28 protein-coding genes, 1 tRNA gene and 1 other RNA gene are annotated in these 26,050 nt (G+C 69.0%); 10 read left to right on the forward strand and 20 right to left on the reverse strand.

The window, feature by feature from the left end; genetic code table 11:
* Positions 1 to 116 precede the first annotated feature (116 nt).
* The 5 genes from ssrA to prfB all read right to left on the reverse strand — a co-directional run bounded on the left by ssrA (position 117) and on the right by prfB (position 4,640).
* Positions 117 to 485, reverse strand: a transfer-messenger RNA (tmRNA) gene (gene ssrA / locus QRN27_RS02015).
* A 136-nt stretch (positions 486 to 621) separates the two neighbouring features.
* On the reverse strand, positions 622 to 1,098 hold the full coding sequence (gene smpB / locus QRN27_RS02020; RefSeq protein WP_056007115.1) for an SsrA-binding protein SmpB: 477 nt from the start codon (positions 1,096 to 1,098) through the stop codon (positions 622 to 624).
* Positions 1,099 to 1,208: 110 nt separating this feature from the next.
* On the reverse strand, positions 1,209 to 2,123 hold the full coding sequence (gene ftsX / locus QRN27_RS02025) for a permease-like cell division protein FtsX (RefSeq protein WP_056007118.1): 915 nt from the start codon (positions 2,121 to 2,123) through the stop codon (positions 1,209 to 1,211).
* Positions 2,120 to 3,430, reverse strand: coding sequence for a cell division ATP-binding protein FtsE (gene ftsE, locus QRN27_RS02030; RefSeq protein WP_285040531.1), 1,311 nt, complete (start codon positions 3,428 to 3,430; stop codon positions 2,120 to 2,122). The genes ftsX and ftsE overlap by 4 nt, the downstream gene beginning before the upstream one ends.
* 100 nt (positions 3,431 to 3,530) lie before the next feature.
* Entirely contained in the window at positions 3,531 to 4,640 is a 1,110-nt protein-coding gene (prfB, locus tag QRN27_RS02035) for a peptide chain release factor 2 (RefSeq protein WP_056007124.1), read from the reverse strand.
* A 46-nt stretch (positions 4,641 to 4,686) separates the two neighbouring features.
* Here prfB and QRN27_RS02040 point away from each other — a divergent pair, with 46 nt between their 5' ends.
* Positions 4,687 to 5,955: an MFS transporter gene (locus QRN27_RS02040; RefSeq protein ID WP_285040532.1), complete on the forward strand. Its 1,269-nt coding sequence runs from the start codon at positions 4,687 to 4,689 to the stop codon at positions 5,953 to 5,955.
* A 24-nt stretch (positions 5,956 to 5,979) separates the two neighbouring features.
* Here QRN27_RS02040 and QRN27_RS02045 read toward each other — a convergent pair whose 3' ends face one another.
* From QRN27_RS02045 to QRN27_RS02075, 7 genes are read right to left on the reverse strand one after another with little or no spacing between them, the layout of a single operon-like run.
* Positions 5,980 to 6,444 carry a hypothetical protein gene (locus QRN27_RS02045; protein ID WP_285040533.1) on the reverse strand — a complete coding sequence of 155 codons (465 nt, stop codon included), beginning with the start codon at positions 6,442 to 6,444 and terminating at the stop codon, positions 5,980 to 5,982.
* Positions 6,441 to 6,929: a TadE family protein gene (locus QRN27_RS02050; RefSeq protein WP_285040534.1), complete on the reverse strand. Its 489-nt coding sequence runs from the start codon at positions 6,927 to 6,929 to the stop codon at positions 6,441 to 6,443. The genes QRN27_RS02045 and QRN27_RS02050 overlap by 4 nt, the downstream gene beginning before the upstream one ends.
* Positions 6,904 to 7,329 (reverse strand): TadE/TadG family type IV pilus assembly protein, encoded by a 426-nt coding sequence (locus tag QRN27_RS02055; protein ID WP_350224081.1) that lies wholly within the window; start codon positions 7,327 to 7,329, stop codon positions 6,904 to 6,906. The genes QRN27_RS02050 and QRN27_RS02055 overlap by 26 nt, the downstream gene beginning before the upstream one ends.
* A complete protein-coding gene (locus tag QRN27_RS02060; protein WP_285040535.1) occupies positions 7,313 to 7,507 on the reverse strand; it encodes a hypothetical protein in 195 nt (64 codons plus the stop codon). The genes QRN27_RS02055 and QRN27_RS02060 overlap by 17 nt, the downstream gene beginning before the upstream one ends.
* A gap of 13 nt (positions 7,508 to 7,520) precedes the next feature.
* The gene (locus QRN27_RS02065; protein WP_285040536.1) at positions 7,521 to 8,459 is read right to left on the reverse strand and encodes a type II secretion system F family protein; all 939 of its coding nucleotides are present in this window, start codon (positions 8,457 to 8,459) and stop codon (positions 7,521 to 7,523) included.
* The gene (locus tag QRN27_RS02070; RefSeq protein ID WP_285040537.1) at positions 8,456 to 9,325 is read right to left on the reverse strand and encodes a type II secretion system F family protein; all 870 of its coding nucleotides are present in this window, start codon (positions 9,323 to 9,325) and stop codon (positions 8,456 to 8,458) included. The genes QRN27_RS02065 and QRN27_RS02070 overlap by 4 nt, the downstream gene beginning before the upstream one ends.
* Entirely contained in the window at positions 9,322 to 10,551 is a 1,230-nt protein-coding gene (locus QRN27_RS02075; RefSeq protein ID WP_285040538.1) for a TadA family conjugal transfer-associated ATPase, read from the reverse strand. The genes QRN27_RS02070 and QRN27_RS02075 overlap by 4 nt, the downstream gene beginning before the upstream one ends.
* 93 nt (positions 10,552 to 10,644) lie before the next feature.
* Between QRN27_RS02075 and QRN27_RS02080 the strand changes: the two genes are divergently transcribed.
* Both QRN27_RS02080 and QRN27_RS02085 read left to right on the forward strand, forming a co-directional pair.
* Positions 10,645 to 11,037: a barstar family protein gene (locus QRN27_RS02080; protein ID WP_285040539.1), complete on the forward strand. Its 393-nt coding sequence runs from the start codon at positions 10,645 to 10,647 to the stop codon at positions 11,035 to 11,037.
* A 61-nt stretch (positions 11,038 to 11,098) separates the two neighbouring features.
* Positions 11,099 to 11,842 carry an NAD(P)H-hydrate epimerase gene (locus QRN27_RS02085; protein ID WP_285040540.1) on the forward strand — a complete coding sequence of 248 codons (744 nt, stop codon included), beginning with the start codon at positions 11,099 to 11,101 and terminating at the stop codon, positions 11,840 to 11,842.
* 55 nt (positions 11,843 to 11,897) lie between these two features.
* Here the strand turns inward: QRN27_RS02085 and QRN27_RS02090 are convergent, their stop codons facing one another.
* The gene (locus tag QRN27_RS02090) at positions 11,898 to 13,811 is read right to left on the reverse strand and encodes an anthranilate synthase family protein (RefSeq protein WP_285040541.1); all 1,914 of its coding nucleotides are present in this window, start codon (positions 13,809 to 13,811) and stop codon (positions 11,898 to 11,900) included.
* A 255-nt stretch (positions 13,812 to 14,066) separates the two neighbouring features.
* On the opposite strand from QRN27_RS02090, the gene QRN27_RS02095 reads away from it, so the two are divergent.
* Both QRN27_RS02095 and QRN27_RS02100 read left to right on the forward strand, forming a co-directional pair.
* Positions 14,067 to 14,148, forward strand: a tRNA-Leu gene (locus tag QRN27_RS02095).
* Between the two features lie 52 nt (positions 14,149 to 14,200).
* Positions 14,201 to 14,947 (forward strand): DedA family protein, encoded by a 747-nt coding sequence (locus QRN27_RS02100; protein ID WP_285040542.1) that lies wholly within the window; start codon positions 14,201 to 14,203, stop codon positions 14,945 to 14,947.
* A gap of 56 nt (positions 14,948 to 15,003) precedes the next feature.
* Here the strand turns inward: QRN27_RS02100 and QRN27_RS02105 are convergent, their stop codons facing one another.
* The 4 genes from QRN27_RS02105 to murI all read right to left on the reverse strand — a co-directional run bounded on the left by QRN27_RS02105 (position 15,004) and on the right by murI (position 18,197).
* The gene (locus QRN27_RS02105) at positions 15,004 to 15,918 is read right to left on the reverse strand and encodes a cation diffusion facilitator family transporter (RefSeq protein WP_285040543.1); all 915 of its coding nucleotides are present in this window, start codon (positions 15,916 to 15,918) and stop codon (positions 15,004 to 15,006) included.
* A 77-nt stretch (positions 15,919 to 15,995) separates the two neighbouring features.
* Positions 15,996 to 16,625, reverse strand: coding sequence for a non-canonical purine NTP pyrophosphatase (locus tag QRN27_RS02110; protein WP_285040544.1), 630 nt, complete (start codon positions 16,623 to 16,625; stop codon positions 15,996 to 15,998).
* The gene (rph, locus tag QRN27_RS02115; RefSeq protein WP_194669598.1) at positions 16,625 to 17,359 is read right to left on the reverse strand and encodes a ribonuclease PH; all 735 of its coding nucleotides are present in this window, start codon (positions 17,357 to 17,359) and stop codon (positions 16,625 to 16,627) included. The genes QRN27_RS02110 and rph overlap by 1 nt, the downstream gene beginning before the upstream one ends.
* Complete coding sequence (murI, locus tag QRN27_RS02120; protein ID WP_056007165.1) at positions 17,352 to 18,197, reverse strand: glutamate racemase; 846 nt, start codon at positions 18,195 to 18,197, stop codon at positions 17,352 to 17,354. Before murI ends, rph begins: the two co-directional genes overlap by 8 nt.
* An 87-nt stretch (positions 18,198 to 18,284) precedes the next feature.
* On the opposite strand from murI, the gene QRN27_RS02125 reads away from it, so the two are divergent.
* On the forward strand, positions 18,285 to 19,613 hold the full coding sequence (locus QRN27_RS02125; protein WP_285040545.1) for a nicotinate phosphoribosyltransferase: 1,329 nt from the start codon (positions 18,285 to 18,287) through the stop codon (positions 19,611 to 19,613).
* 42 nt (positions 19,614 to 19,655) lie between these two features.
* Here QRN27_RS02125 and QRN27_RS02130 read toward each other — a convergent pair whose 3' ends face one another.
* The 3 genes from QRN27_RS02130 to QRN27_RS02140 form a co-directional block, all read right to left on the reverse strand.
* Positions 19,656 to 19,931 carry a DUF3039 domain-containing protein gene (locus QRN27_RS02130; RefSeq protein WP_086473833.1) on the reverse strand — a complete coding sequence of 92 codons (276 nt, stop codon included), beginning with the start codon at positions 19,929 to 19,931 and terminating at the stop codon, positions 19,656 to 19,658.
* A 100-nt stretch (positions 19,932 to 20,031) separates the two neighbouring features.
* Positions 20,032 to 21,603, reverse strand: coding sequence for an ABC transporter permease (locus tag QRN27_RS02135; protein WP_285040546.1), 1,572 nt, complete (start codon positions 21,601 to 21,603; stop codon positions 20,032 to 20,034).
* Positions 21,579 to 22,712, reverse strand: a complete 1,134-nt coding sequence (locus tag QRN27_RS02140; protein WP_502929458.1) for an ABC transporter ATP-binding protein — start codon at positions 22,710 to 22,712, stop codon at positions 21,579 to 21,581. Before QRN27_RS02140 ends, QRN27_RS02135 begins: the two co-directional genes overlap by 25 nt.
* Before the next feature lie 79 nt (positions 22,713 to 22,791).
* On the opposite strand from QRN27_RS02140, the gene QRN27_RS02145 reads away from it, so the two are divergent.
* From QRN27_RS02145 to QRN27_RS02160, 4 genes are all read left to right on the forward strand, one after another.
* The gene (locus tag QRN27_RS02145) at positions 22,792 to 23,295 is read left to right on the forward strand and encodes a hypothetical protein (RefSeq protein WP_285040547.1); all 504 of its coding nucleotides are present in this window, start codon (positions 22,792 to 22,794) and stop codon (positions 23,293 to 23,295) included.
* Positions 23,296 to 23,691: 396 nt separating this feature from the next.
* Positions 23,692 to 24,384: a phosphocholine cytidylyltransferase family protein gene (locus QRN27_RS02150; protein WP_056778242.1), complete on the forward strand. Its 693-nt coding sequence runs from the start codon at positions 23,692 to 23,694 to the stop codon at positions 24,382 to 24,384.
* 117 nt (positions 24,385 to 24,501) lie between these two features.
* Positions 24,502 to 25,269: an ABC transporter permease gene (locus QRN27_RS02155; protein ID WP_285040741.1), complete on the forward strand. Its 768-nt coding sequence runs from the start codon at positions 24,502 to 24,504 to the stop codon at positions 25,267 to 25,269.
* Positions 25,269 to 26,027, forward strand: coding sequence for an ABC transporter ATP-binding protein (locus QRN27_RS02160; RefSeq protein ID WP_285040548.1), 759 nt, complete (start codon positions 25,269 to 25,271; stop codon positions 26,025 to 26,027). The genes QRN27_RS02155 and QRN27_RS02160 overlap by 1 nt, the downstream gene beginning before the upstream one ends.
* Positions 26,028 to 26,050: the final 23 nt, after the last annotated feature.

Consider the following 26,050-nt stretch of genomic DNA (forward strand, 5'->3'; position numbering starts at 1 on the left):
GCCTCTGGACTCCCAGGCTAGCAGCCCGCCGGGGGCCGCCCGACCTCAAGCACGACGAAAGGCCCCCGCCGAAGCGGAGGCCTCACGTCGAACCGACGGCGTGTGACAACGACCAGGTGTGGAGATGGGGGGAATTGAACCCCCGTCCACTGCTGTGATTCTGCGCCTTCTACGGGCGTATCCCTTGACACGTTCTACTCGGCCCCGACCATTGACAAGGGCATCTTGGTCGACAGGCCCAGCCGAGGAAAAGTCCCGGATGACGTCGCGGCTCCGTCATCCAGCAAGTCCCCTAGATGACGCCAGGATCCGAGACGGGGACACGCTCGGTCTGACGGACTATCGGGCTCGCTTAAGCAGCGAGGGCGAAGTCAGTGCGCTTAGAGTTGGCACTTGTTGTTTTGCAGAGATCGTTAACGAGATAACCCTGCATCCTCGACCCGCTTCTCGCAGTTTCGCAGGCAATGTCGAAACCGATCATCCCCATGCGCTCAACTCCCCGTCGCCGAGGTGAAGAGGGTCGTTGTCACACGCTGTCGAGTTGTCAATCCGCCGCGAGCGGCGAACGAGCACCTTGCGGTGCAGCTTTCAAGTGTACTGCGCGGCGGCGGCGGTGTCACCCTATTCGCCGAGTCGGTTCCTGGTGGCCATCGCCCGAGCCGCCTCGCGGGTGTCCTGCTTCTCGCGCAGGGCATGCCGCTTGTCGTACTCCTTCTTGCCCTTCGCCACCGCGATCTCGACCTTGGCCTTGCCGTCCTTGAAGTAGATCTTCAGTGGCACCAGCGTGAACCCACCCGGGGCGATCTTGTGCGCGATCTTGTCGATCTGCTCGCGGTGCAGGAGGAGCTTCCGCTTGCGTCTCGGCGGATGGTTCGTCCACGTCCCCTGTCCGTACTCGGGGATGTGCACGGCGTCGAGCCAGGCTTCCCGCCGGTCGATGAAGGCGTAGCCGTCCACGAGCGACGCTCGGCCGGCCCGAAGCGACTTGACCTCGGTACCCGTCAAGACCATGCCGGCCTCATAGGTGTCCTCGATCGTGTAGTCGTGTCGGGCCTTGCGGTTCGTGGCCACGACGTTCTCGCCGCGTTCCCTCGGCACGGAGTACTCCTGACGTTCTGGTTCGGATCCGTCGGAACGGACCGGCCGCGATCGCGGCAGCCTGTCAGTCTAACGCACGTCCGGATGGACGGGCGACACCGGCCGCCGACTCAGACCTTGAGGTACCGGGAGATCGCGAAGTTCGCTGAGATCGCCGCCAACAGCACGCCGACGAGCAACAGGATCGGCAACACCACGAAGGCGTCTCCGAGATCGACGAAGTTGACGTACCGCATGCGGTCCGCCAGGTATCCCTGGACGAACACCTGGACGATGGTGATCACCGCCCCGGCCGCGAGGACGGAGCCGATGAGTGCCGCGAACACGCCCTCGAGGATGAACGGTGTCTGGATGAACCGGTTCGACGCACCGACGAGCCGCATGATCCCGAGTTCCCGGCGTCGGGAGTAGGCCGACAGCCGGATCGTGGTCGCGATCAGGAGGGCCGCCGCGACGAGCATGAGCGCGGCGATCCCGATCGCCGTGTAACTGGCGATGTTCAGGACCGAGAAGATCTGGTCGAGATACTGGCGCTGATCCGTCACCTGCTCCACGCCCGCGACGCCGGAGAACGCCTCGACGAGCACGTCGGACTGCGATGCGTCCTTCATGTTCACCCAGAACGTCTCGGGGAGCTGATCGGCGGTGACGAACTGCGCGATGTCGTTGCCCTTGAACTGCTCCTGGAAGTTGGTGAAGGCCTGCGCCTGGTCCTCGAAGTAGAACTTGTCGACGAAGGGCGCGAGGGTGGACGACTCCAGCGCGCTCTGCACAGCTGCGCGCTGTTCCTCGGTGGCGGCACCGGCGGCGCAGGTGTCGCCTGCGCTGTCGGCGGTGCACAGGTAGATGGCGACCTGAGCGCGGTCGTACCAGTAGTTCTTCATCTGGCCGATCTGCATCTGCAGGAGCACGGCCGTTCCGACGAAGGTCAAGGAGATGAAGGTCACGAGTACGACGGAGACCACCATCGAGACGTTGCGGCGCAGGCCGTTCCAGACCTCGGACCAGATCAGTGCGAGTCTCACTTGGTCGGCCCCACGTTCTGCTCTCCGTCTTCAGAGCCGCGCGCGGCGGCACGCAGGCCGAGCCGCTCGGCGAGCGACAGGTGTTCGACCTCGATCGGGTCGATCTCGTTGCGCGCCGGGAGCCCGATGGGTCCGGTGGCATTGCTCAGGCGTTGTGGCGGCGCGACCTCCGGGACCGCGTCCGCCGGGGGCAGTGCGGTCTCGTCGTCCGGCGTCGCCGCCTCGGCCTCGGTCGTGTCCAGCACCGGTTCTTCGGCTCGCTCGACCGCTGGTTCCGGCTCGACGACGGGCGTGACGGCCGGTTCCTCGATCGGCGTCGCGACGGAGCCGCGGGTCGTCGACTCCTCTGCGGCGGTCTGCGGCGAGGAGTCTCGCGAGACCGCGATGGACGGGGCTTCTGCGGCCGGAGCCGTCGGCGTGGCGGCCGTGGCGGCGACCGCGGCTGCAGCCACCGCACTCGTCGTGGGCTCGGAATTCGCTGCGACGGAGGACGTCGTGGTCGTCACCAGGACCGACGGAGTGTCTGCGACAGGCACAGCCGACGTCGATGACGCGGTCGGTGCCTGCTGGGCGGACGGCGCGGCGGCCTTCGACGACCCACGGACGAGCCCGGGGATGGCAGCGGTCGTGCCGTACCCGCCGTGGCGTTCGTCGCGGACGATCTGGCCGTCCTGCAACTCGATCACCCGACGCTGCATCTGGTCGACGAAGCCGGCCTCGTGCGTGGCCATGACGACGGTCGTACCACCGGCGTTGATGCGTTCGAGCAGCTGCATGATCCCCGCGCTGGTCGCCGGGTCGAGGTTTCCCGTCGGTTCGTCGGCGAGGAGGATCTGCGGCTTGTTCACGATCGCTCGGGCGATCGCGACACGCTGCTGCTCACCACCGGAGAGCTCGTGCGGGAGTCGCTGCGCCTTCCCGTCGAGACCGACCATCTTGAGGACGTCGGGGACGGCCTCCTGGACGAATCCGCGTGACTTGCCGATCACCTGCAGGGTGAAGGCGACGTTCTGATAGACCGTCTTGCTCGGGAGCAGCCGGAAGTCCTGGAAGACGACACCCAGGCTGCGACGGAAGTAGGGGACCTTGCGGTTCGAGATCGAACCCAGGTCGTGGCCGAGCACATGGATCTTGCCCTTGCTCGGCTTGTCCTCCTTCAGCATCAGGCGGAGGCAACTCGACTTCCCGGATCCCGAAGCACCGACGAGGAAGATGAACTCTCCGCGAAGGATCTCGAAATCGACGTCGTTGAGGGCGGGACGCGAGGTTCCCGCATACTTCTTGGAGATGTGATCAAACCGAATCATGGCTCCTTGAGCTTAAGGAGCGGCGTGCCGATTACGGGCAGGACACGCCCGCGATCCGTACCCTGTACGAGGGCTGGGCGAACACTATGTCCGCCGCCGACTACTCGGCTTTCGACATCGAGCGCCACCGGATCCCAGCGGCGATGAACCCGTCGAGATCGCCGTCGAACACGGCGGCCGGGTTCCCCTGCTCGTGCTCCGTCCGCAGGTCCTTGACCATCTGGTACGGCGCGAGCACGTACGAGCGCATCTGATCGCCCCAGCTCGCGGTGATGGTGCCGGCGAGCTCCTTCTTGGTGGCCGCCTCCTGCTCCTTCTGGATGAGGAGGAGTCGTGACTGGAGCACGCGCATGGCCGCGGCACGGTTCTGGATCTGGCTCTTCTCGTTCTGCATGGACACCACCGTGCCCGTCGGCAGGTGGGTGATCCGCACCGCGGAGTCGGTCGTGTTGACCGACTGGCCGCCGGGGCCGCTCGATCGGAAGACGTCGACCCGGATGTCCGACTCGGGGATCTCGACGATCTCCGTCTCCTCCATGAGCGGGATCACCTCGACGGCGGCGAAGCTGGTCTGCCGCTTCCCCGCAGCCCCGAACGGGCTCATGCGGACGAGCCGGTGCGTGCCGGCCTCGACGCTGAGGGTGCCGAACGCGTACGGTGCGTCGACCTCGAAGGTGGCCGACTTGATACCGGCCTCCTCCGCGTAGCTCGTGTCCATGACGGTGACCGGGTACTTGTGCTGCTCAGCCCATCGCAGGTACATGCGGAAGAGCATGTCGGCGAAGTCGGCGGCGTCGACACCGCCGGCGCCCGCACGGATGGTGACGACGGCCGGACGCGGGTCGTACTCGCCGCTCAACAGGGTCTGGACCTCGAGGTCGCCGAGCACCTTCTGGAGGCTGATGAGCTCCTGGCGGGCCTCCTCGGCCGACTCCTCGTCCTCGGCGTCCGTGGCGAGCTCGATGAGCACCTCGAGGTCGTCGAGGCGGTTCGCGATGCTCGTGATGCGGGCGAGTTCGGACTGGCGGTGACTGAGCGCACTCGTCACCTTCTGCGCGTTGGTCGTATCGTCCCAGAGATCCTGGGCCCCCGCCTGCTCGCTCAGGGTCGCGATCTCGGCTTCGAGACGGTCGACGCCGACGACGCTGCGGATGTCGTCGAAGGTCGAGCGGAGGGTACTGATCTGTGTGGAGAGGTCCAAGTCAAACATTTGGCATCAGCCTACCGCGCAGTGCCGCGGGCGTACGATCGAGCAGATGACTTCCGAAGAACGCCCGTTCAACCTGCGCTCCGTCGCGGTCGCGGTCTTCCTCCCCACCCTCCTGTTCTCGATCGGCGAGGGCGCGATCATCCCGATCATCCCCGCTGTGGCGGGGAACCTCGGCGCGACGCTGGCCGTCGCCGGTGTCATCTCGTCGCTCATCATGCTCGGGGAGCTCGTCGGGGACGTGCCGTCGGGGTGGATCGTCAGCCGGATCGGCGAGCGCTTCGCGATGATGTGGGCCGCCCTGCTCGCCGTCGTCGGTGTCGCGACCGCGGCGATCTCGCCGAACCCGTTCGTCCTCGCGCTCGGGATCTTCTGCATCGGCGTCGCGACAGCGGTGTTCGGCCTCGCGCGACATGCCTTCATGACGACGTACGTGCCGATCCGCTACCGCGCGAGGGCCCTCTCCTCGCTGGGCGGGGTCTTCCGCGCCGGCACCTTCATCGGCCCCTTCCTGGCCGCAGGTGTCATCCACCTGACCGCCACCTCGCAGGCCGCCTTCTGGGTCATGGTCGTGTGCTGCGTCGGGTCCGCGGTCACGCTGCTGGTCCTCCCCGACCCGGCCGAGATGTTCGGTCGGCCGAGCCCGACCCGCAGCACCGACGGCGAAGCCCGGACCGAGGGTGAAGAGCTCGCGGCAGCGGAGTCGAGCGGGCTGCTCGCCGCGATCCGTACCCACGGCGCCGTGCTCACCCGGATGGGGACCACCGCAGCGCTCGTCGGGGCGATGCGGTCGTGCCGTGCCGTGCTCCTCCCCCTGTGGGCGGTGAGCATCGGCCTGTCCGAGACCGAGACGGCGCTCATCATCGGCGTCGTCGGAGCGGTCGAGTTCGCCTTGTTCTATGCCAGCGGACAGATCATGGACCGTTGGGGCCGGATCTGGACGGCCGTCCCCTCGATGGTGGGCCTGGGCTCCGGGTTCATCATCCTGGCGTTCACGCACGACCTCGACAGCGCCGCGGTGTGGTTCATCGCCGTCGCGCTGGTGCTCGCGCTCTCGAACGGTCTCGGCAGCGGGATCCTCATGACGCTCGGATCGGACCTCGCGCCGCCGGACCGACCGGCGCCGTTCCTCGGCGCCTACCGTTTCCTCGGAGACGCCGGCACCGCCGCCGCTCCGCTGGCGATGTCCGGAATCACCGCGGCCGCGTCGATCTCCCTCGCCGCGGGCACGATCGGCGGTGTCGGGCTGATCGGCGCGTTCCTCCTGTTCCGGTTCATCCCCCGGTTCATCGACCGCGGTTCGCGGCCTTTCCCCTGATCGCTCGCGCGCGTCCGGTCGCGGTCACCAGAACACGCTGCGGGCGCTCGCCGTCGCCTCGATCCGTAAGCCGGCCGGCACGAACAGCGTCAGCATCGGTGGGCGCCACTCGGATGCCAGCGAGACCTCCGCACTTCGCCCGTCCGGGGTGGCGGCCTCGAGGATCTCGACGCCGGTGAGCGCGCCAGGGCCCTCGGCTGCCAGTGTCGCGTGGGCGCTCGACGCCACGGCGGCGTCGTCGAGGACGGGCCGGAACGAGCCGTCGGGCAGCATGACGACGTCGTCGATCGAGAACGACTCGGCAGCCGTGGCGGCCAGTCGATCGGCGAGCCCGAGGAGGCGTTTGTGCTCGACGTACAGCGAGGTCGCGGCGATCCCGACGAGCACGACCGCGAGTGTCACCGCGGCGAAGCCGATCGTCAGGAGGATGGTGGAGCCGTCATCGGTGCGGAGGTCACGGCTTACCTTCCCCGGTCGCGCGCCCGTCATCCTGCCTCCCCGTCGCGGTCGTCGAATCGTGAGATCGGGGCCGTCGCGGATCCGGACACCGGGACCGCCGCCCACGACCCGACGACGTCGGGCATGAGCGGCAGGGCCACCAGGATGTCGATCCTTACGCTGACGGATCCGGCCCGTTGGCCGCACGGCAGGCCGGCTGGCAGGCAGCCGAGCTGCGCCGAAGCGGCCGATCGGTCGAGCCCGAAGTCGGCCAGCGCCAGTGCGAGTGCGTCGTCCACACGAGTCCGACCCGTCGTGTCGTCCGGTGCTCGTGCGTAGGACTTCGCCGCCTGCACGGCGGCACCGTCTGCCGCCAGCACCGCCGCCTGGATCTCCGCGAGGGCCACGATGAGGTAGACCAATGGGACGAGCAGGACCAGGCCGACGGTGATGAACTCCAACGATGCCGAACCGTCGTCGTCCCGTGTCGTCGCCGATCGGCCGGCCCGGTCACTCGAGCGTCTCCACCACGGCACGGCCCTCCACCTCCAACGCGCCCGGGAGCCCGAGCAGCCCGATGACGGGCAGCGGCGCTCGGACGGTCACGGTGACGACGTCGACGCCACCACGATCGGCAAGCGACGCCCGGATGTCACCCGTGTAGGCCTCCCCCACTGCCACGGCGACGAGATGCCGTGTCCGCTCGGCACCGTCGAGCAGTTCGGTGTCGGCGAGGGCTCCGAGACGGGCTCCCTCGGCGGCAGCGTCGATCAGCGTGTTCCGCACGTGCAACGCGAGGGCGAGCTGCACCACGGACATCATCAGGATCGTCAGCATCGCACCGACGAACACGAACTCGGCGACGGCTGAACCGTCCTCTTCCCGAGCGCACCGACGACGCAGGCGTCCTCCGCCGGATTCAGATACCGGACACACGCTCGATGGCCTGCTCGAACACCTGCGTCAGGGCGGGGCCGGCGACGCCCCAGATCAGGAGGACGAGCCCCGCCGTCATGAGGGTGATGAGCACCCAACCGGGCACGTCGCCGCGGTCCTCGTCGAGGAGGGTCCGGCCTCGGTCGCGGAGGCGTTGCGGGAGGAGGGGGGAGGACATGTGGGACCTTTCGTTAGAAGCCGGTGCGGAGCACGAAGACTCCGGGGAAGACGGCGATGATGATGGACAAGGGCAGGATCAGGAAGACGAGGGGCACGAGCATCGCGACCTCCTTCTTCCCGGCGGACTCCAGCAGGCGGCGTTTGGCGGTGTCGCGTCCGTCGTGCGCGTGGTCGAGGAGCACCGCGGCGACGGGGGTGCCGCGTTCGAGCGCCCCGAGGATCTGGTCCACGCACCGGGAGAGCGTCGGCATCGCGAGTCTGGCCTCGAACTGACGGAACGACTGCGCGAACGGGATGCCCGTCGAGACCTCCGCCATAACCCGCCGGAACTCGTTGCCCAGTTCGCCGCTCGACCCGATGCGCGCGACGCGCTCCATCGCGTCAGTGATCGCCTCGCCAGCGGCCAGGCTGAGGCTGAGGAATTCGAGGACCGTCGGGAGTTCCTCCTCGATGCGTGCCAGTCGGCGGCGGGCGGTGAGGTTGAGCAGCTGATCACGCAGGACGATGCCTGCCACCGCGCCCAGCGCGGGCAACGCCGCCGCCAACGGGAGTGGGAGTCGGCCGCCGCTGAACGCGAGCACGGCGAGCGCCGCTCCGATGGCGAAGCCGCCGAGCCCCCACAGCAGTTGCATGAGGCGGTAGCGCTCCAGCGTGGGACCTCCGGCCTGCCCGAGTCTGCGGACGACGAGTTCCTGGTCCGCGCCGACCAGGCCGAGCAGCCAGCGCAGCGCGCGGAGGACCGGGACCAGCAGCGTCCCGATCACCGGCAACGGGTCCGTCGACTGTCGTGCGGCCCGCTGTCGGGCCTCGCTGGACAGGTCGACCAGATAGGGAGCGATGCGATCCGCCAACCGGGGCCTGCCGAGCGCGGGGAGCAGCATCGCGAGTGCCCACAGGCCGATGCCCAGCGTCGCGCCGAGACAGAGCGCCCAGGCGCCGTCGGCGCTCATCGGAACCACCGACGTTCGGGTTGCAGGCGACCGACCCGGAGCATGGCCTGGTAGGCGAGCGCCGAGACGACGACGCCCGCGACGATCAGGACCGCGCCCTCGCGCGAGTTGTACGCCGCCGAGGTCTCAGGCCGGGAGGAGAGCAGCAGGAGGATCGCCCACGGCGCGGCGACACCGAGCCGTGCCGCGTTCACGACCCACGATTGGCGGGCCTCGGCCTCGGCGCGGATGGCCGACTCCTCACGGAGTCCGGCGGACAGTGCTCGCAGCACCGCTGGGAGTTCCGTGCCGCCCACATCGCGCGCCATTCTGACCGTCTCGAGGATGCGGTCGGCGACGGGGTCCGCGAGTGCGGTCTTGAGGTCGTCGAGGCCGTCCGCGAACCGTCCCGCGGCTCGGTAGTCGGCGCTGAACGCCGCGAAGGCGGGGCGGAGCGGCGCTGGTCCGACGGTGTCGAGCGCGGCGACGGCGTCCGGGAGGGAGAGTCCCGACCGGATGGCGGAGAGCAGGTGGTCGACGACGTCGGGCCAGAGCCCGCGTTGCAGGCGTCGACGTGCGGCGGCACGGGCTCGCAGCACGATCACCGGCGCGACCAGTCCGGCGACGGCGACGACCGCGCTGAGCGGCATGACCCGGCAGAGGGCCTGCACGACGGCACCCGAGACGAGACCGGCGAGCACGGCGACCACGAGGGTGGCAGCCCAATACCGGCCGGGGAGTCCGGCCAGGATGAGGAGCTCTCGAAGGGCGGCGACGGGGCGCCACCGCTCGAGCCTCGCCCGCAGCGGTTCGGGTTCGGGCCACCACCAGGGCGCGAGCGTGAGGAGCAGCCCGGCCGCCAGCAGTGCTCCGAAGACGAGACTCATCGCTCACCGGCAGCGAGGATCGAGGCGAGCGAGATGCCTGCCGCCCGGTACTTGTCGTCGCGGAGCGGGAACCGCCCGGTCGCGCGCAACTCGCCGTCGCGGTGTTCGAACAGCGTGGAGGCCTCGATCGTGTGGGACTCCCCGCTCCCGCCCACCGCGATGATCTCGGCCACCCTCCGACGACCGGTGCGGTCGAGCTCGCAGTGCACGACCAGGTCGACGCAGGACGCCACGGCTGGTCGGACGAACCCGGAGTCGATGTTGCGCCCGGCGAGCAGCGGCAGGGTGCAGAGCTTCCCGATCGCGTCGCGAGCGGAGTTCGCGTGGATGCTGCAGAGTCCGGGCAACCCGCTGTTGAGGGCGATCAGGAGGTCGAGGCTCTCCGCCTCGCGGACCTCCCCGACGACGATGCGATCGGGCCGCATCCGCAGGGCCTCTTTGATGAGGCGCCGGAGGGTGATCTCCCCGGTCCCTTCGAGACTGGCTTGTCGGCACTGCATCGCGACGACGTCCCGATTGCCCGGCGCGAGCTCGAAGGTCTCCTCCACGGTGACGATCCGGAGGGCGGGATCGAGTGCCGCGATGAGCGCGCCGAGCATGGTGGTCTTCCCGGCCTGCGTCGCCCCGGACACCAGCAGGTTGGCACCGGCGATCATGCTGGCCCGCAGGAACTCCGCGGCCTGATAACTGATCGATCCGGCGGCGACGAGCTGACCGAGGTCGCGGATCCGTGCGGAGAACTTGCGGATGTTGATCGACATGTGGCGCCGGGTGACGTCCGGGATGACGACGTGCAACCGGGACCCGTCCGGCAGCGACGCGTCGACGAACGGGTTGGCCAGATCGACCCGACGTCCGGTCGCTCGGAGCATCCGTTCCACGAGGTCGCGGACGTCGCCCTCGCCGAGCATGACGTCGGTGAGCTCCGACACCCCTGAACGTGCCACGAACACCTTGGTCGGTTCGTTGATCCAGATCTCCTCGACGCTCGGGTCGTCCAGCAGGGGCTGGATCGCCCCGAAGCCGGTCACCGCGGCGAGCACCTCACTCGTCATGCCGTGCTCGTCGTCGATGAGCGGTGTGGCGTCGTTCAACGCGTGCTCGTTGTACCGACGCACCTCTTCACGGGCGATCCGCCCTGCTCCACCGCGCCGGCTCGGTTCACCGAACTCCTCGCGCACCCGGTCGCGCACGCGCGCCGTGATGATCTCAGCCGCTGTCCCCATGCCGCCATCCTGACGAAGACGCGCCACTGCCCGCAGAAGTTATCCACAGCACCACGACCCGAGGTGTCAGGGACCGCTCGATAGGCTCGGAACGTGCCGACCACCTTCCGCATCGACGGGTCCGAGATCCACGACATCGCCTCGTTCTACGACGTGATGAACGCGCTGCTCATGCAAGACGAGGACTGGGATCTCGGCCCGAGCCTCGACGCCCTCGACGACGTCCTGTACGGCGGGATCGGTGCGCTCCGCGAGCGCAGTGACGTCCGCTTCATCTGGACCGAGCACGAGCGGAGTCGCACAGCGCTCGGCGTCGCGGCCACGCGGGCGTGGTTGCAGGAGAAGATCGACCGAGGCGCACCGTTCGACACCGCCCGCATCACGAAACAGCTGCACGACCTCGACACGGGTCGCGGAACGACGTACTTCGAGCTGATCCTCGACGTCTTCGCCGGTCACCCCGGGCTTCGACTCGACCTCGCCTGAACCCACACACCCCGACCGCAACCGCTTGCGGCCGACAGGATCAGCGGGAAGAGTGGGCGCCATGATGAACGGCTACACCGCAGACCAGGTCCGAGCCGCCGAGGCACCACTGCTGGATGCGGGTGAACCGCTCATGGCGCGAGCCGCCCACGGCCTCGCCGAGGAGCTGCGGGCCGTCCTGGCGGACCGCGCGGCGGGACTCGACGGCACCGCGCCGGAGGCCTGGAGGATCCTTCTCCTCGTGGGCTCCGGCGACAATGGCGGGGACGCCCTGTTCGCCGCCGCCGAGCTGGCCGGCTCGGACGGCCCCGAAGGGGTCCCGCTCGACCTCGTCGTCGCTCGCACCGGCGACCACGTGCACGAGGCCGGCTACGCCGCCGCCGTCGAGGCGGGCGTACGCTTCCTCGTCAACTCCCCCGCCGAACCGGACGACGCCGCGGACGAGGCGAAGGGCGCGGCGCTCGTGGTGGACGCGGTCTTCGGCATCGGCGCGAGCCGGAACCCGAGCCTCCGCGGCGCACCCAAGGCGATCGTCGAGGCCGTCCTCCCGGTCGTGCAGAGCACCGGCGGACCCACGGTGGTGGCCGTCGACGTCCCGAGCGGCATCGACCCCGACGAGGGAAGCGTGCCCGAGGGCGCCGTCCTCCCGGCCGAGGTCACGGTCACCTTCGGCGCGGTGAAGGCCGGACTCCTCATCCCGCCCGGCTCCGCGTACGCGGGAGACGTGCGGCTGATCGACATCGGCCTCGGGCCGCAGCTCGCGGACGTCACCCCGTTCACGACGCTCGACCAGGCCGACGCCTGACACCGCCTCGAGCAGTCATCCCCAGGCGGTCGCGGAGCGCGGCGTCGGGATGCGGTCAGGCGTCGACCGGCGCGGCCGACACCCCGGACGCCACGCCGGCGAGCGCGTGGCCCGCGAGCGAACCGAGGGTGCGGAGCCCGTCCCTGGACAGCACCGATTCCAGGTGTCCCTGCACCGAGGCGAATCCCCGACCGCGCATGGCGAAGACGTCGCCGGAGACCGGGTCCGCGGCGATCTCGACCCCGCCCACCGGCGCCTCTCCAGACGAGCGGGCCGTGAAGGTGTTGTAGAACCCGATGAGCGACTGCTCGCCGAACAGGTCGAGGTCGAGCTGCAGTCCCTGGCGGGGTGCGTCGAGTCGGGCGATCGGCAGGCCGAGCTGGATCGCCAGCACCTGGTGGCTCAGGCAGACCGCGAGCAGGGGCGCGCCGGCCGCGAGGCGTGCTGACACGATCTCGTGGAGGCGGCGGACCCGGGGCTCGGCGAGGTCGAGCGGGTCGCCTGGTCCGGGTCCCGCGACGAGGAGGTCGGCTTCCAATCGCGAGTCGCTCACGGTCGACCAGTGCTCGACGTCGACGGTCATGCCGAAATGGCGCAGTTGGTGGGCCAGCATCGCGGTGAACTCGTCCTCGGCGTCGACGATGATCGCGGAACGGCCGGACAACGGACCCGTCGGCGCCGCGTGCTGGGGCTGCAACCAGAAGGGCGCGAGTCGCTCGTTGCGGGCCCGGAGCGCCTCCTCGACCCCCGGCTCGGCGGCGAGGTCGACTGTCGGGCCGAGCTCGGGCGGAGCCATGACGCCGAGCGCCGTCAGCACACCGGCCGCCTTCGCAGCCGTCTCGGCCACCTCGGACACGGGATCCGAATGCCGGACCAGCGTCGCCCCGGCGGGGACCCGGACGAGGCCGGCGTCGTCGAGGTAGGCCGTGCGGATGAGGATCGGGGCATCGAGTTCGTAGTCGCCGTCGTCGAGGGGGGTGAACAGCGCGAGGACGCCCGAATAGTAGCCGCGGGGGTTGCGCTCGTGCCGGGCGATCACGGCGCAGGCGTTCTGCATGGGCGACCCCGTAACCGTCGGCGCGAACATCGTCAGCCGCAGCACCTCCCGAACGTCGAGGTCGCTCGTTCCGGCGAGCAGGTACTCGGTGTGCGTCAGGCGCGACATCTGCTTGACGTAGGGACCGAGGATGCGTCCGCCGGATGCACACACCCGGCTCATCATCTTCATCTCCTCGTCGACGACCATGAAGAGTTCCTCGGTCTCCTTGACGTCACCCAGGAACGCGCGGAACTCGTCGCCGGTCGCGCCGGAGCGCGGGTGGCGGAAGGTCCCGCTGATGGGGTTCATGGTCACGGTCCGTTCGCCCGTCGACGCGTCGCGGGAGACCGCGACGTGCCGTTCGGGCGTCGCACCGGCCATCGAGACCCCCGGCGTGTGCACGGCGAACGTCCAGTACGCGCCGGTCTCCCCGGAGAGGAGCGCCCGCAACCAGGCGAGGACCGCGCGTTCGGCGGGTATCTCGGTCGTCGCGGTGAACTCACGGCGGATGACGAAGTTCGCGCCTTCACCACGGCCGATCTCATCCTCGATCACGCGGCGGACGATCGAGGCGTAGTCCTCGTCGGAGACGTCGAACCCGCCGTCGAGCAGCGGGACCACGTCGATCGGCAGCCGGTCCAGCAACTCCCCGAGGGCGACCGACTCCCGTTCCTCGACGACGAGGCATCGCAACGGCGCGCCGTCGTCCATCGCGGCGAAGCCGCGCTCACGCACCTGGCGGTACGGCACCAGGGTGAGGACTTCCGGTCGGTGTGCGTCGCCGGCCGCTCCGAGCGGGATGTCGGCGAGCGAGTCGACGTCGACGACGTCGCCGGTGTAGAGGTCGACGGTGTCGCTGCCGTGGCGCCGGATCACCGCGAACGGGAAGTCGGGGCCGGCGTTCAGCACGCGGTTGAGCAGGGTGGTCATGGTGGTGTCCTCAGGCTGGGACCGATCCGACAGGGCCTCCGAACGAGAACGACCGCCCTGTCAGGCGGTCGAGTCGTCGTGTGTGCACGTGCGCGGTCCGCCTAGGAGGCGGGCCACCAGCTCGTTGCACACGTCGTTCGCATGGAGCCGAGCATACACGGCGCGGCACCGGCTCTGCTGGGCGTCGGAGCGGCCGCCGCGGCGCCACGAAGCACAGGACGTTCCCGACCTCGCTCCCGTAGACTGAGCCGAGCCGCGGGAGTGGTGGAATTGGCAGACACGCAGGATTTAGGTTCCTGTGCTTTCGAGCGTGAGGGTTCAAGTCCCTTCTCCCGCACGCGACACCGTCGTACGCCGTTCCATCCCTCCCCCGACAGCAGGAGCTCCGCATGGTCCACACCGCCCTCATCCCCTGGCTCGACCCGGAGGGCATCATCACGGCCGTCGGTCCGTGGGCCCTGGTCGTCGTGTGCGCGATCGTCTTCGCCGAGACCGGCCTCCTCGTCGGCTTCCTCCTGCCCGGCGACACCCTCCTCGTCATCACCGGCCTCCTCGCGTTCGGATCCGCTCGCGTCATCGAGATCGACATCTGGTGGGTCTGCCTCGCCATCGGATTCGCGGCGTTCCTGGGCGGTGAGGTCGGGTATCTGATCGGGCACAAACTCGGGCCCAAGGTCTTCGAGCGGAAGGAGTCCGGTCTCTTCAGCATCAAGAACGTCGAGCGGACGAACGCCTTCTTCGAGCGCTTCGGCGCCCTCGCGGTCATCCTGGCCCGCTTCGTCCCGATTGTCCGGACCTTCGCACCGGTCGCCGCGGGCATCGGGCACATGAACTACAAGAAGTACTCGCTCTACAACCTCGTCGGCGCGTTGATCTGGGGCGCCGGCCTGACCTTCTTCGGCTACCTGCTCGGCTACATCCCCCCGGTCGCCACCTTCGTGCAGAACTACATCGACGTCATCCTCATCGGCGCGGTCGTCCTCACCCTCATCCCGACCAGCTGGCACTACATCCAGTCGAGCCGCAAGGCGAAGGCGCTCCAGGGCACGATCTCCGAGGAGGAGCGTCGCGCGGCGGCGTCGAAGCTGGCCAACCAGGACGTCTTCAACCGCGACCGCGGCAACGACCCGGCCTGATCACAGGCCTGATCACAGCGGCACCGGCGGCGCACTGCTGAGACCGTCCCGCAGCGTCAGCGGTGGTGGGACTCCTCGTGTGAGGCGTGCTCCTCGGGCTCCAGCTGGAACGTGGAATGCTCCACGTCGAAGTGGTCGTGAAGGCATGAGCCGAGGCGGTCGAGCAGCTCTCCCGTCCCGCCGAGCGCGAACACCCGCTGCTCGACGACCACGTGTGCGGAGAACACCGGCTGCCCGGAGGTGATCTGCCAGACGTGGACGTCGTGCACGGCGACGACCCCGTCCGCACCGATCAGGTGGTCCCTGATCTCCTGCACGTCGGTGTCGGAGGGGGCGGACTCGCTGAGGACGTGGACGACGTCGCGGAGCAACGCCCAGGCGCGCGGCACGATCATCGCGGCGATCGCGAGCGACGCGATGGCATCCGCCTGGGCGAATCCGGTCAGCAGGATGACCACGGCGGCGATGATGACGGCGATCGAACCCAGGAGGTCTCCGAGGACCTCGAGGTACGCACCGCGCATGTTGATCGAGGACTCACGACCTCCCCTGAGGATCCACAGCGCCGCGAGGTTCGCGACGAGGCCGATGACCGCGACGACCAGCATCGGCAGGCTCTGGACTTCGCCCGACGACGGCTCGACGAGTCGGGCGACGCCCTCGAGGAGCACCGACACGGCGACGGCGATCAGGATCAACGCGTTGATCAACGCGCCGAACACCTCGGCCCGCTGATACCCGAACGTCTGGCGGTCGGTGGCAGGACGGGCGGCGACGATCGTCGCCACGAGCGCGATGACGAGCCCGGTCAGATCCGACAACATGTGTCCGGCGTCCGCGAGCAGCGACAGCGAACCGCTCACCCACGCTCCGACCAGTTCGACGACCAGGATGGTCGCGATGATCGTGATCGCCGCCACCAGCCGGGAACGGTTGGTGGTGCTGTCGGCGTGCGCGTGATCGTGACCCATGATGTGACCACCGTACGAGCTTCCCGGGGCCCCGGGAAGGGTTCATGCCGAGATAGGAATGGTCCTGAGTATCATGCTCAACTGGCGGCCGAGGGCGCGGGCAGGAGGCCGCGCAACACCGGTACGAGTTCGCGGAAGGCGATCGCCCGGTGGCTCGATTCGTTCTTCTCCGCTGGCGACAACTGGGCCGCCGTGCGGTGGTCGCCACTCGGGATGAACGCCGGGTCGTAGCCGAAGCCGTTGGTACCGGTCGGCTCCGTGGCGAGCGCGCCGTGCCAGGTGCCGACCGCGACATGCTCGAACGGTTCCGTCCCAGGGATCCCCGGCGGCACGACGAGCGCGAGGTGGCACGCGAACCAAGCCGAGCGGTGCTCCTCGTGCACGTCGCGCAACTGGTCGAGCAGGAGCGCGAGATTCGCCGACGAGTCGTGCTGCGACCCCGCCCATCGCGCCGAGAAGATGCCGGGCGCGCCGCCCAGGATGTCGACACCGATCCCCGAATCGTCCGCGAGGGCGATGGAGCCTGTGTGGGCTGCAGCGACGCGCGCCTTGATCAGGGCGTTCTCGCTGAACGAGGTACCGTCCTCGACGGGCTCGGGACCGTCGTAGCCGAGGACCGTGATGCCCGGCACGTCGCGGCTCACGAGACGCTGGAACTCCTCGACCTTGTGCTGGTTGTGCGTCGCGAGGACGATCTCGACGGACATCAGCGGCCGAGTGCCTCGAACTGGATCGTCTTCAGCGACGCCGCGCCACCGACGGCGAGGTCGAGCAGCGAGTCGAGCTCTCGGCGGTCGAACGGTGCCCCCTCGGCCGTCCCCTGCACCTCGACGAACGAGCCCCCACCCGTCACCACGACGTTCATGTCGGTCTCGGCGCGCACGTCCTCGACATAGGCGAGGTCGAGCATCGGGACGCCGTCGATGATCCCGACGGAGACCGCGGAGACGCTGTCGGTAAGGGGTGAGGCCTTCTGCGAGATGAACTTCTTCCCGCGCGCCCACTCGATGGCGTCGGCGAGGGCCACGTAGGCGCCCGTGATCGCGGCGGTCCGGGTCCCGCCGTCGGCCTGCAGCACGTCGCAGTCGATCACGATGGTGTTCTCGCCGAGCGCCTTCGTGTCGATGACCGCGCGGAGACTGCGTCCGATGAGCCGGGAGATCTCATGGGTCCGGCCGCCGATGCGCCCCTTGACCGCCTCACGGTCCATCCGCTCGTTGGTGGATCGCGGCAGCATCGAGTACTCGGCGGTGACCCAGCCCCGACCCTTGCCGTTCAGCCACCGGGGCACCCCGTTCGTGAACGACGCGGTGCAGAGCACCTTGGTGCGTCCGAAGCTGATGAGCGCCGACCCCTCGGCCTGCTCGCTCCAGCCCCGCTCGATGGTGATGGGACGCAGCTGGTCGTTGGTGCGGCCGTCGGCGCGCTGGGTGTCACTCATGGATGTGCTCCTCGAACTGGTGGGATGGAAGGTCGATGACGCCGGTCTGGACGAGCGAGACCGTCGAGATCTCCCTGCCCATCAGACGGTTGGCGAGGGCGATGAAGTCGTCGGCACTGCTCCCGGTCGCCTCGTACCGGTGGACGGGCGGTTCGCCGCTGTCGCGGAGCAGGTCGCGCGTGACGAGGACCCGGTACACGTCGTTCGCGGTCTCCGTGTCGCTCGACACGAGGGACACCTGCGGGCCCATGACATAACTGATCGCACCCTTCAGGAAGGGGTAGTGGGTGCACCCCAGCACGACCGTGTCGACGCCGGCATGGCGGAGCGGTGCGAGGTACTCCTCGGCGGCCTCCAGGAGGTCCGGACCGGTCGTGACGCCCGCCTCGACGAACTCCACGAACCGCGGGCAGGCCTGGCCGAAGACCGTCAGCTCGGGGTTGACCTCGAACAGGTCCTGATAGGCGCGCGAGTTGATGGTGCCCTCGGTGCCGATGACCCCGATCCGGCCGTTGCGCGTGCTGCGGACCGCGGTCCTGACCGCGGGCTGGATGACCTCGACAACCGGGACGGAGTAGCGTTCCCGCGCGTCGCGCAGCATCGCCGCCGAAGCGGTGTTGCACGCGATCACGAGCATCTTGACACCCTGGTCGACGAGGGTGTCGAGGACCTCGAGCGAATAGCGCCGGACGTCGGCGATGGGCTTCGGCCCGTAGGGCGAATGCGCGGTGTCGCCGATGTAGATCACGGATTCGGCGGGGAGTTGGTCGCTGACCGCTCTCGCCACCGTGAGTCCGCCGACGCCTGAGTCGAAGATGCCGATGGGTGCGTCGTTCACGATGGTCCAGCCTACCGCGCATGACCCTCGTCATGCCGGACCGCCCGATCACCCCGTTCCGTGCACCCGCGCGGCTAGGCTGAACGGGTGCACGAGTCCTCAGCTCTCCTCACCGACCGTTACGAACTCACGATGCTGGACGCCGCGCTCCACCGCGGCACCGCTGATCGGGAGTGCCTCTTCGAGCTGTTCGCCCGTCGACTCTCGGGCGGACGCCGCTACGGGGTGGTCGCCGGTACCGGCCGGTTCCTCGAACTGCTCAAGCGGTTCCGGTTCGGTGAGGCGGAACTGGAGTGGCTGCGCGAGGAAGGCGTGGTCAGCACCGCCGCACTCGACTGGCTCGCCGACTACCGCTTCTCCGGTTCGATCTGGGGGTACCGGGAGGGCGAGGTGTTCTTCCCCGGTTCGCCGATCCTCGTCGTGGAGGGCACCTTCGCGGAGGCCGTCATCCTCGAGACCCTCGCGCTCAGTGTCTTCAACTACGACAGCGCGGTCGCCACAGCAGCCGCACGGATGACCTCGGCCGCCGGGACGCGCCCCCTCGCCGAGATGGGTTCGCGCCGGACCGGTGAGCGATCGGCGACCGCGGCCGCCAGGGCCGCCTACATCGCGGGCTTCAGCGCCACCTCCAACCTCGAAGCCGGCCGCAGCTGGGGTATCCCGACGATGGGCACCGCCGCACACTCCTTCACCCTCCTGCACGACTCGGAGGAGGACGCGTTCCGGGCACAGATCGACACGATGGGCGCTGGGACGACCCTGCTCGTCGACACCTACGACATCGAAGCGGCGGTGCGTCTCGGCGTGCGCCTCGCCGGACCGGAGCTCGGCGCGGTCCGCATCGACTCCGGCGACCTGCCGATCGTCGTCGACCAGGTGCGGCGACTGCTCGACGAGCTCGGCGCCACCACGACCCGCATCACGGTCACCAACGACCTCGACGAGCACGCCGTCGCCGCCCTGGCCGCCTCGCCCGTGGACTCCTACGGCGTCGGGACGTCCGTCGTCACCGGATCGGGATCGCCGGCCATGGGGATGGTCTACAAACTCGTGTCCCACCGCGACGACCAGGGCGACTGGATCAGCGTCGCCAAGAAGTCCGCCGAGAAGGCGACCGTCGGCGGCCGCAAGTCCGCAGCACGCGCCTACGACCGGAACGGCGTCGCCCGGGAGGAGCGCATCTACCTCGGCGACGGGCCGGCCGGCCGGCACGAGGGGGCAGCCGACGCCGATACGGAACGCCCGCTCATGGTCCCGCTCGTGGTCGGCGGTCTCGTCGACGAGCAGTACCTGGGTGCCGCAGGCACGCGGCAGGCGAGAGAGCATCGCGAGCGTTCGGTCGCGGAGCTGCCGCCCCGCGCCGTCAGCCTGACGCGCGGAGACCCAGTGCTTCCGACCGTCTACCTCGAGGGCTGACGACCACTTCGCACCGGGCCACGTTCTGACTCGGCGGGCGGATCAGTCGCGCAGGAGCTTCTCGTAGATCTCCTTGCACGACGGGCAGATCGGGAACTTCTCCGGGTCGCGACCCGGGGTCCACTTCTTGCCGCACAACGCCTTCACGGGCTTCCCGCTGAGCGCCGACTCGAGGATCTTCTCCTTCTTCACGTAGTGCGAGAAGCGTTCATGATCGCCGGGTTCGATGTTCTCGCTCTCGATGAGCTCCTCGAGCTCGCGATCCATGATCGCGGTGCTCCCCCCGTCCGGTGTCCCGCCGGGGTCGATCGTGCTCATCTGCTGCTTCGTGCTGTCATGCTGCGCCATGGCTCCATGGTACCGCCGCAGACGAGCCGGGGCTCCTGTGGTCCTGTCGGAGCCCGCCGGGGGCCTCGGATCAGTGGGAGCTGGCGAAGCCGACGATCTCGGGGCTGCGGCGGTCGAAGACCCGACCGCCGGCGAGGATCCCGATGACCAGGACGAGTAGCCCGGTCCCGACGCCCACCGCGAGCGCGCCGAAGTTCCAGTTTGGCTCGCCGGTGAGGCCGAGCACCGCCAACCAGGCGGCCGGGACCGTGAGGACCACGGTGCCCAGCAGGCTCATGAACTGCGCGGACAGGCCGCTGCTGCCGGGGACCTGCGGCTGCTGGAACGGGCTGTCACCGGGCAGGGAGGTCGGGTACGGGAACCGTGCGGAGACGAAGCTCGCGATGCCGGCACCGCTCAGCAACAGACACGTGCTCACGCCGATCATCGACGGCAGGGCGTCCCAATCGCCGTAGAACAGGATGCTGAGCGTCGATCCGACGGCGATAAGCGGGATGCCGATGAGCAGCACCGGGAAGAGGCGGCCGATGCGGTCTGCCCGCCCGCGGACCCCCGAAGCCACGTGCAACCAGACCGCGGTCGAGTCGAAGGCCAGGTCGTTGTGCAGGAGCCAGCCGAGGAACCAGCACACGACCGGGAGCGGCACGAGCGCGAGGACGTTCAACGGGATGCCGGCGACCAGCAGCGGGACGAAGAAGATGAAGGGGGCGATCGGGATGATCACCAGGGAGACGAGGTACCGCGGGTCGCGCAACCAGTAGGTCATGCTGCGGGCGGCGATGACGCCGGCCGGGCGTCCCGGCAGGAGATCGAACCATCCCAGACCGGTGCTCTCGCGACCGGTTCCGATGCGCTCCGGTGCGACGAGCAGCCGGGCGACGAAGGCCTGCCAGGCGAACCAGAGGAGCGCGATCGTCGCCGCGGTCAGCAACAGCTTGACCACGGCCGGCACGATGTCGCCGATGGCCGCGTCGCCGGGGAAGGACCACACGGCACCCAGGGGGGTCCAGCTCAGGATGTCGGCCACCCGGCCGAGCACGGCGAAGCCGTCACGCTGCCAGTCGACCGTGGTCAGGGCGATGATGGCCGGGCTCACGGCGATGATGAGCACGAGTCCGAGCACACCCATGACCTCCTTGGCGCGCCGCGTCGACAGTAGGCTCGCGGAGATCGACGTCGCGATCCGCGCCAGGAGTGCGCACAGCACGACACCGAGCACGGCCGACATGACGGCGAGGACGGCCGGGAGGGGCGACCTCGACCAGGTGACGACGGAGGACGCCGCGAGTACCGCGAGCACGATCGACGGGACGGAGACGAGCGCGGCGACGATCAGGCCAGCTGACAGGGTCCGGTTGGGGAGACCGTAGAGCGAGAACGCCCTCGGGTCGAGCTGATCGTCCACGCCGAACACGAGCGGCAGCACGATGAAGCCCAGGACGATGACGGAACCGACGAGCACGAGGAGGTTCCTGGTCACCTCCGGATCGGTCGTCCGGAGCGCGACGAGCCCGGTGCTCGCGAGCACCACGACCCAGACGCCGAGCGCGATCGCCAGGACGAGTCCGACCAGTCGCCAGGGACTGCGGCGGAACGCGTTCAGCGTCAGCTGCAGTTTCAGTCGGAGAAGCTGTGCAACCATTCCATTCCCTCTGCCGACTTGCGGCCCCCGGCGAGTTCGACGAAACGCTCTTCGAGCGTGCCCGTCCCCCGCACCTCGTCCACGGACCCGGCGGCCAGCACCTTGCCTTGGACGATGATGGCCACGTGATCGCACACACGCTGGATGAAGTCCATGCCGTGACTCGAGAGCACGACGGTTCCGCCGTTGGCGACGTAGCGCTGCAGGATCTCGATGACGTTGGCCGCCGACACCGGGTCGACCGACTCGAACGGCTCGTCGAGGATGAGGAGACGGGGCGAGTGGATGAGGGCCGCCGCGAGCGCGATCTTCTTCGTCATGCCGGCGGAGTAGTCGGACACGAGGCGACCGAGCGCGTCATCGAGACCGAACGCCCGTGCCAGGTCCGTGGTCCGCGACTTCACCGTCGCCGGGTCGAGTCCGCGGAGGACGCCGGAGTAGTAGAGCAGCTGGTTGCCGGTGAGGCGGTCGAAGAGTCGGAGACGGTCTGGGAGGACACCGATCGCACGCTTCGCCTCGGCCGGGTCCTGCCAGACGTCGACGCCCTGGACCCGGATGGATCCGGCGTCGGGGCGGAGGAGGCCGGTGACCATGGACAGCGTCGTCGTCTTTCCGGCGCCGTTCGGACCGACGATGCCGTAGAAGGAGCCGCGTCGGACCTCGAGGTCGACGCCGTCGACGGCGACCGTGTCGCCGAACTGCTTCACGAGCCCGGAGATCGACAACACGATGGGGTTGGCCTCGGGTGCCGCGGTGTCGGCGCCCGTGCCGGCGGCCGGCGACTCAGCGGGCGTCGACGGCGGCTTCGTCGTCGTGGGACGGGCGACCGGACGCTTCGGCGCGACCGGAGCGGCGGCCACGGACGACGGGGCGGCCTGCGCGTCGGAGGCCGGCTCGGTGCGCGCCGAGTCGGCGGACGGGCGAGCGTCTTCCGTCGTGGTCGTCGAGGTGGTCTCGGGAGCGGTGATCGGGACGGCCGTCGTCGCGCTCGTCGGTTCTGAACCGGCGGTGGTTCCGTCACGGCGGTCGGGCTCGGTCGGCGTCACGATGGTGTCGACGTCCTGGGTGGACGCGGCCTCGGCTTCGGGCGCGGACGCGTCTCCGATCACCGGTGCACGGACCTCGTCGAGGACGCCGGCACTCGCGGCCGCCGTCTGTTCGGTCTGCTTCGGCGCTGTGGTGCGAGCGGTGCCCGAACGGGCCGGCGTCCGCTTGGCGGGCGTCCGGGTCGTCGTGGACTTCGCGGCGGTGGTCCGGCTCGTGCCGGTCTTCGCGGCAGGGCTCTTGGTGCCGGACGAGGCTCCGGTCGTGCGCGGCGTCGTCCTGGGAGCCCGCGGCGTCGATGCCGGCGCCGCGGGGGTCGATGCGTCGTCCGGTGACTCGGGCGTCGCGGTGCTCGGGTCCGTCTCGGGCGCGGCCTTGGCGGGCGTGCGCTTCGCCGCGGTGGTCCGGGCCGTGCCGGTCTTCGCCGCGGTGGTCCGAGCCGTTCCGGCCTTCGCCGCCGTGGTCCGCGAACCCGTCGACCGGGTCGTGGTCGTCTTCTTCGCCGCGCCCGTGGCGTCGGTCGAGTCCGCCCCGGTGGCGGTGCGCGCAGCACTCGGGCGCTTCGCGGGGGCCTTCGTCGTACCGGAGGTTCGCGGTGTCGTGGTCCTGGGTGCGCGCTTCGCGGCAGACGGTGCCGGCGCGGACTGATCGTCTGCGGCACTCGGCTGCGTCACCCCTGGCGCGTCGGGAGCGGACGCCGCCGGCGGACTCGTCGACGGCCCGTCGGCAGGCGTGGGCTGCTCGGCGGGATCTGGCGGAGTCGTGGAAGTCACCAAGCAAACCTACCAACAGCAGCGCCCGCAGCGGACAGCGGAGTCACAGGATGAACAGTTGACACATCTCCCCCAAGCTGTGTAAACGCCGGGTGGTCGATCACGAAACGACAACGGACCCTGGGAACCCATGACAGACGGAGTTCACCGCGGCTAGCCTGTATTTTGGCATGACGGAGTGTCTTTCAATGCACGTCTTGGTAAATCCTCGGTGAATTGTCCACAGCATCGTGGCACCGCGTGATTCCATACCCACACTGAGGAGAACAACGTGACCACCCAGGTAGTGATCCTTGCCGCCGGAATGGGCAGCCGTCTCGGCCGCTCGCTCCCGAAGCCCCTGACCGAGCTCAGCGACGGCCGCACCATCATGCAGCAGCAGTTCGACAACATCCACCACGCGTTCGGCGCGAGCGCCAAGGTGACGATCGTCGTCGGCTACAAGCTCGAGCACATCATCGAGGCCTTCCCCGACGCGTCCTTCGTCTACAACGAGCAGTACGACCAGACCAACACCTCGAAGAGCCTCATGCGTGCCCTCGCCGCATCGCAGGCCGGCGGTGTGCTCTGGATGAACGGCGACGTCGTCTTCGACCCGGCCGTCCTCGACCGCGCCGCAGCGATGATCGCCAAGGACCGCTCCTTCGTCACCGTCAACACCTCGAAGGTGTCCGACGAGGAAGTGAAGTACACGACCAGCGCCGAGGGGTTCATCAAGGAACTCTCGAAGACGGTCGTCGGCGGTCTCGGCGAGGCCGTCGGCATCAACTACATCTCCTCGCAGGACAAGGCGATGCTGCACCGCTACCTCGCGAAGGTCGGCGACCAGGACTACTTCGAGCGCGGCATCGAGCTCGCCATCGAACGTGAGGGCATGCTCGTCGAACCGGTCGACATCTCGGACCTGTACGCGGTGGAGGTCGACTTCGCCGAGGACCTCGAGCGAGCGAACCTCTTCGTCTGAGCATCCCGTCCGCTCCGCACCCGAACGCCGTCCCGACGCTGAGCGTCGAGGACGGCGTTCCTGCGCGACCTCGATAAGGTTGGTCCCGTGAGTTCTTCAGCTGAGACGCGGCCAAGGATGTCGCGTTCGGCCAGATACCGCCACGCGCTCTGGATCCTGACGGTCCGGGATCTGCGCGTGCGCTACTCGACGAGTGCGCTCGGCTACGTGTGGTCCATCCTCGACCCGCTCGTCATGAGCGGGATCTACTGGTTCGTCTTCACACAGGTGTTCCGGCGCGATGTCGGCGAGGAGCCGTACATCGTCTTCCTCCTCGCGGCGCTCCTGCCGTGGATGTGGTTCACCGGGTCGGTCTCGGACAGCACCCGTGCATTCCTCCGCGAGGCGAAGCTGGTGCGGTCGACGACGATCCCCCGGACCATCTGGGTCAATCGCATCGTGCTGTCGAAGGGCATCGAGTTCCTCGCAGCGCTCCCCGTCCTCGCGGCGTTCGCCGTCTTCAGCGGTGCGTCGGTCAACGTCGACATCCTGCTCTTCCCGCTCGCGATCGCGATCCAGACGGTCCTCACCGTCGGGCTCTGCCTGATCGTCGCTCCCCTCGTCGTGTTCTTCCGCGACCTGGAACGGGCGGTCAAACTCGTGCTGCGCTTCATGTTCTACGCCACGCCGATCATCTACAGCACGACCGCCCTCCCGGACCGCATCGAGCCCTTCGCCGCGCTCAACCCCTTGAGCGGCATCTTCGCGCTGTACCGATCCGCGTTCTTCCCGCAGGAACTCGACTGGTACCTCGTGGGCGTCTCGGCCGGGATGTCCGCGGTGATCCTGGCGCTCGGCCTGCTGATCTTCAAGCGGTGCGAGCGCTCCGTGCTGAAGGAGATCTGATGTCGACCGACAGCTCCCCCGCGACCCGCGCCGCCATCTCGGTGACCGACGCCGGCATCCGATTCCGCCGGAACCGCGGTGGCCGCCGCAGTTTCAAGGACCTCTTCGCCGGCCGCGACCGCCGTTCGCGCCCGGGCGAGTTCTGGCCGTTGCGCCATGTCTCGTTCGAGGTCGCTCCCGGCGAGGCGATCGGCGTGGTCGGCCGGAACGGGCAGGGCAAGTCGACGCTCTTGAAGCTCGTCGCCGGCGTCGTCCTGCCCGACGAGGGCACCGTGGGCGTCCGCGAGGGTGTCGCGCCCCTGATCGAGATCACGGGCGGCTTCGTCAACGACCTCACCGTCCGCGACAACGTCTACCTGACCTCGGGACTCCACGGCATGTCGCGCCGCGAGATCGACGAGCGCTTCGACGACATCATCGCCTTCGCCGAGATCGCCGACTTCGTCGACACCCCGTACAAGCACCTCTCCAGCGGCATGAAGGTCCGCATCGCGTTCGCGGTCATCGCGCAGCTCGAGGAACCGATCATCCTCGTGGACGAGGTCCTGGCCGTCGGTGACCGGGCCTTCCGCGAGAAGTGCTACCGCCGGATCGAGGAGCTCCTCGAGGGCGGGCGGACGCTGTTCTTCGTCTCACACAACGAGAAGGACCTCCGCCGGTTCTGCACGCGCGGCCTGTACCTCGACAAAGGTGCGCTCGTCCTCGACGCCTCGATCGACGACGTGCTCGACCGCTACAACGCCGACTACAACAGCTGAGCCGCCGCAGCAACCGTCGGCGA

The sequence above is a fragment of the Plantibacter sp. LMC-P-059a genome (assembly GCF_030209505.1).
GTDB lineage: Bacteria > Actinomycetota > Actinomycetes > Actinomycetales > Microbacteriaceae > Plantibacter.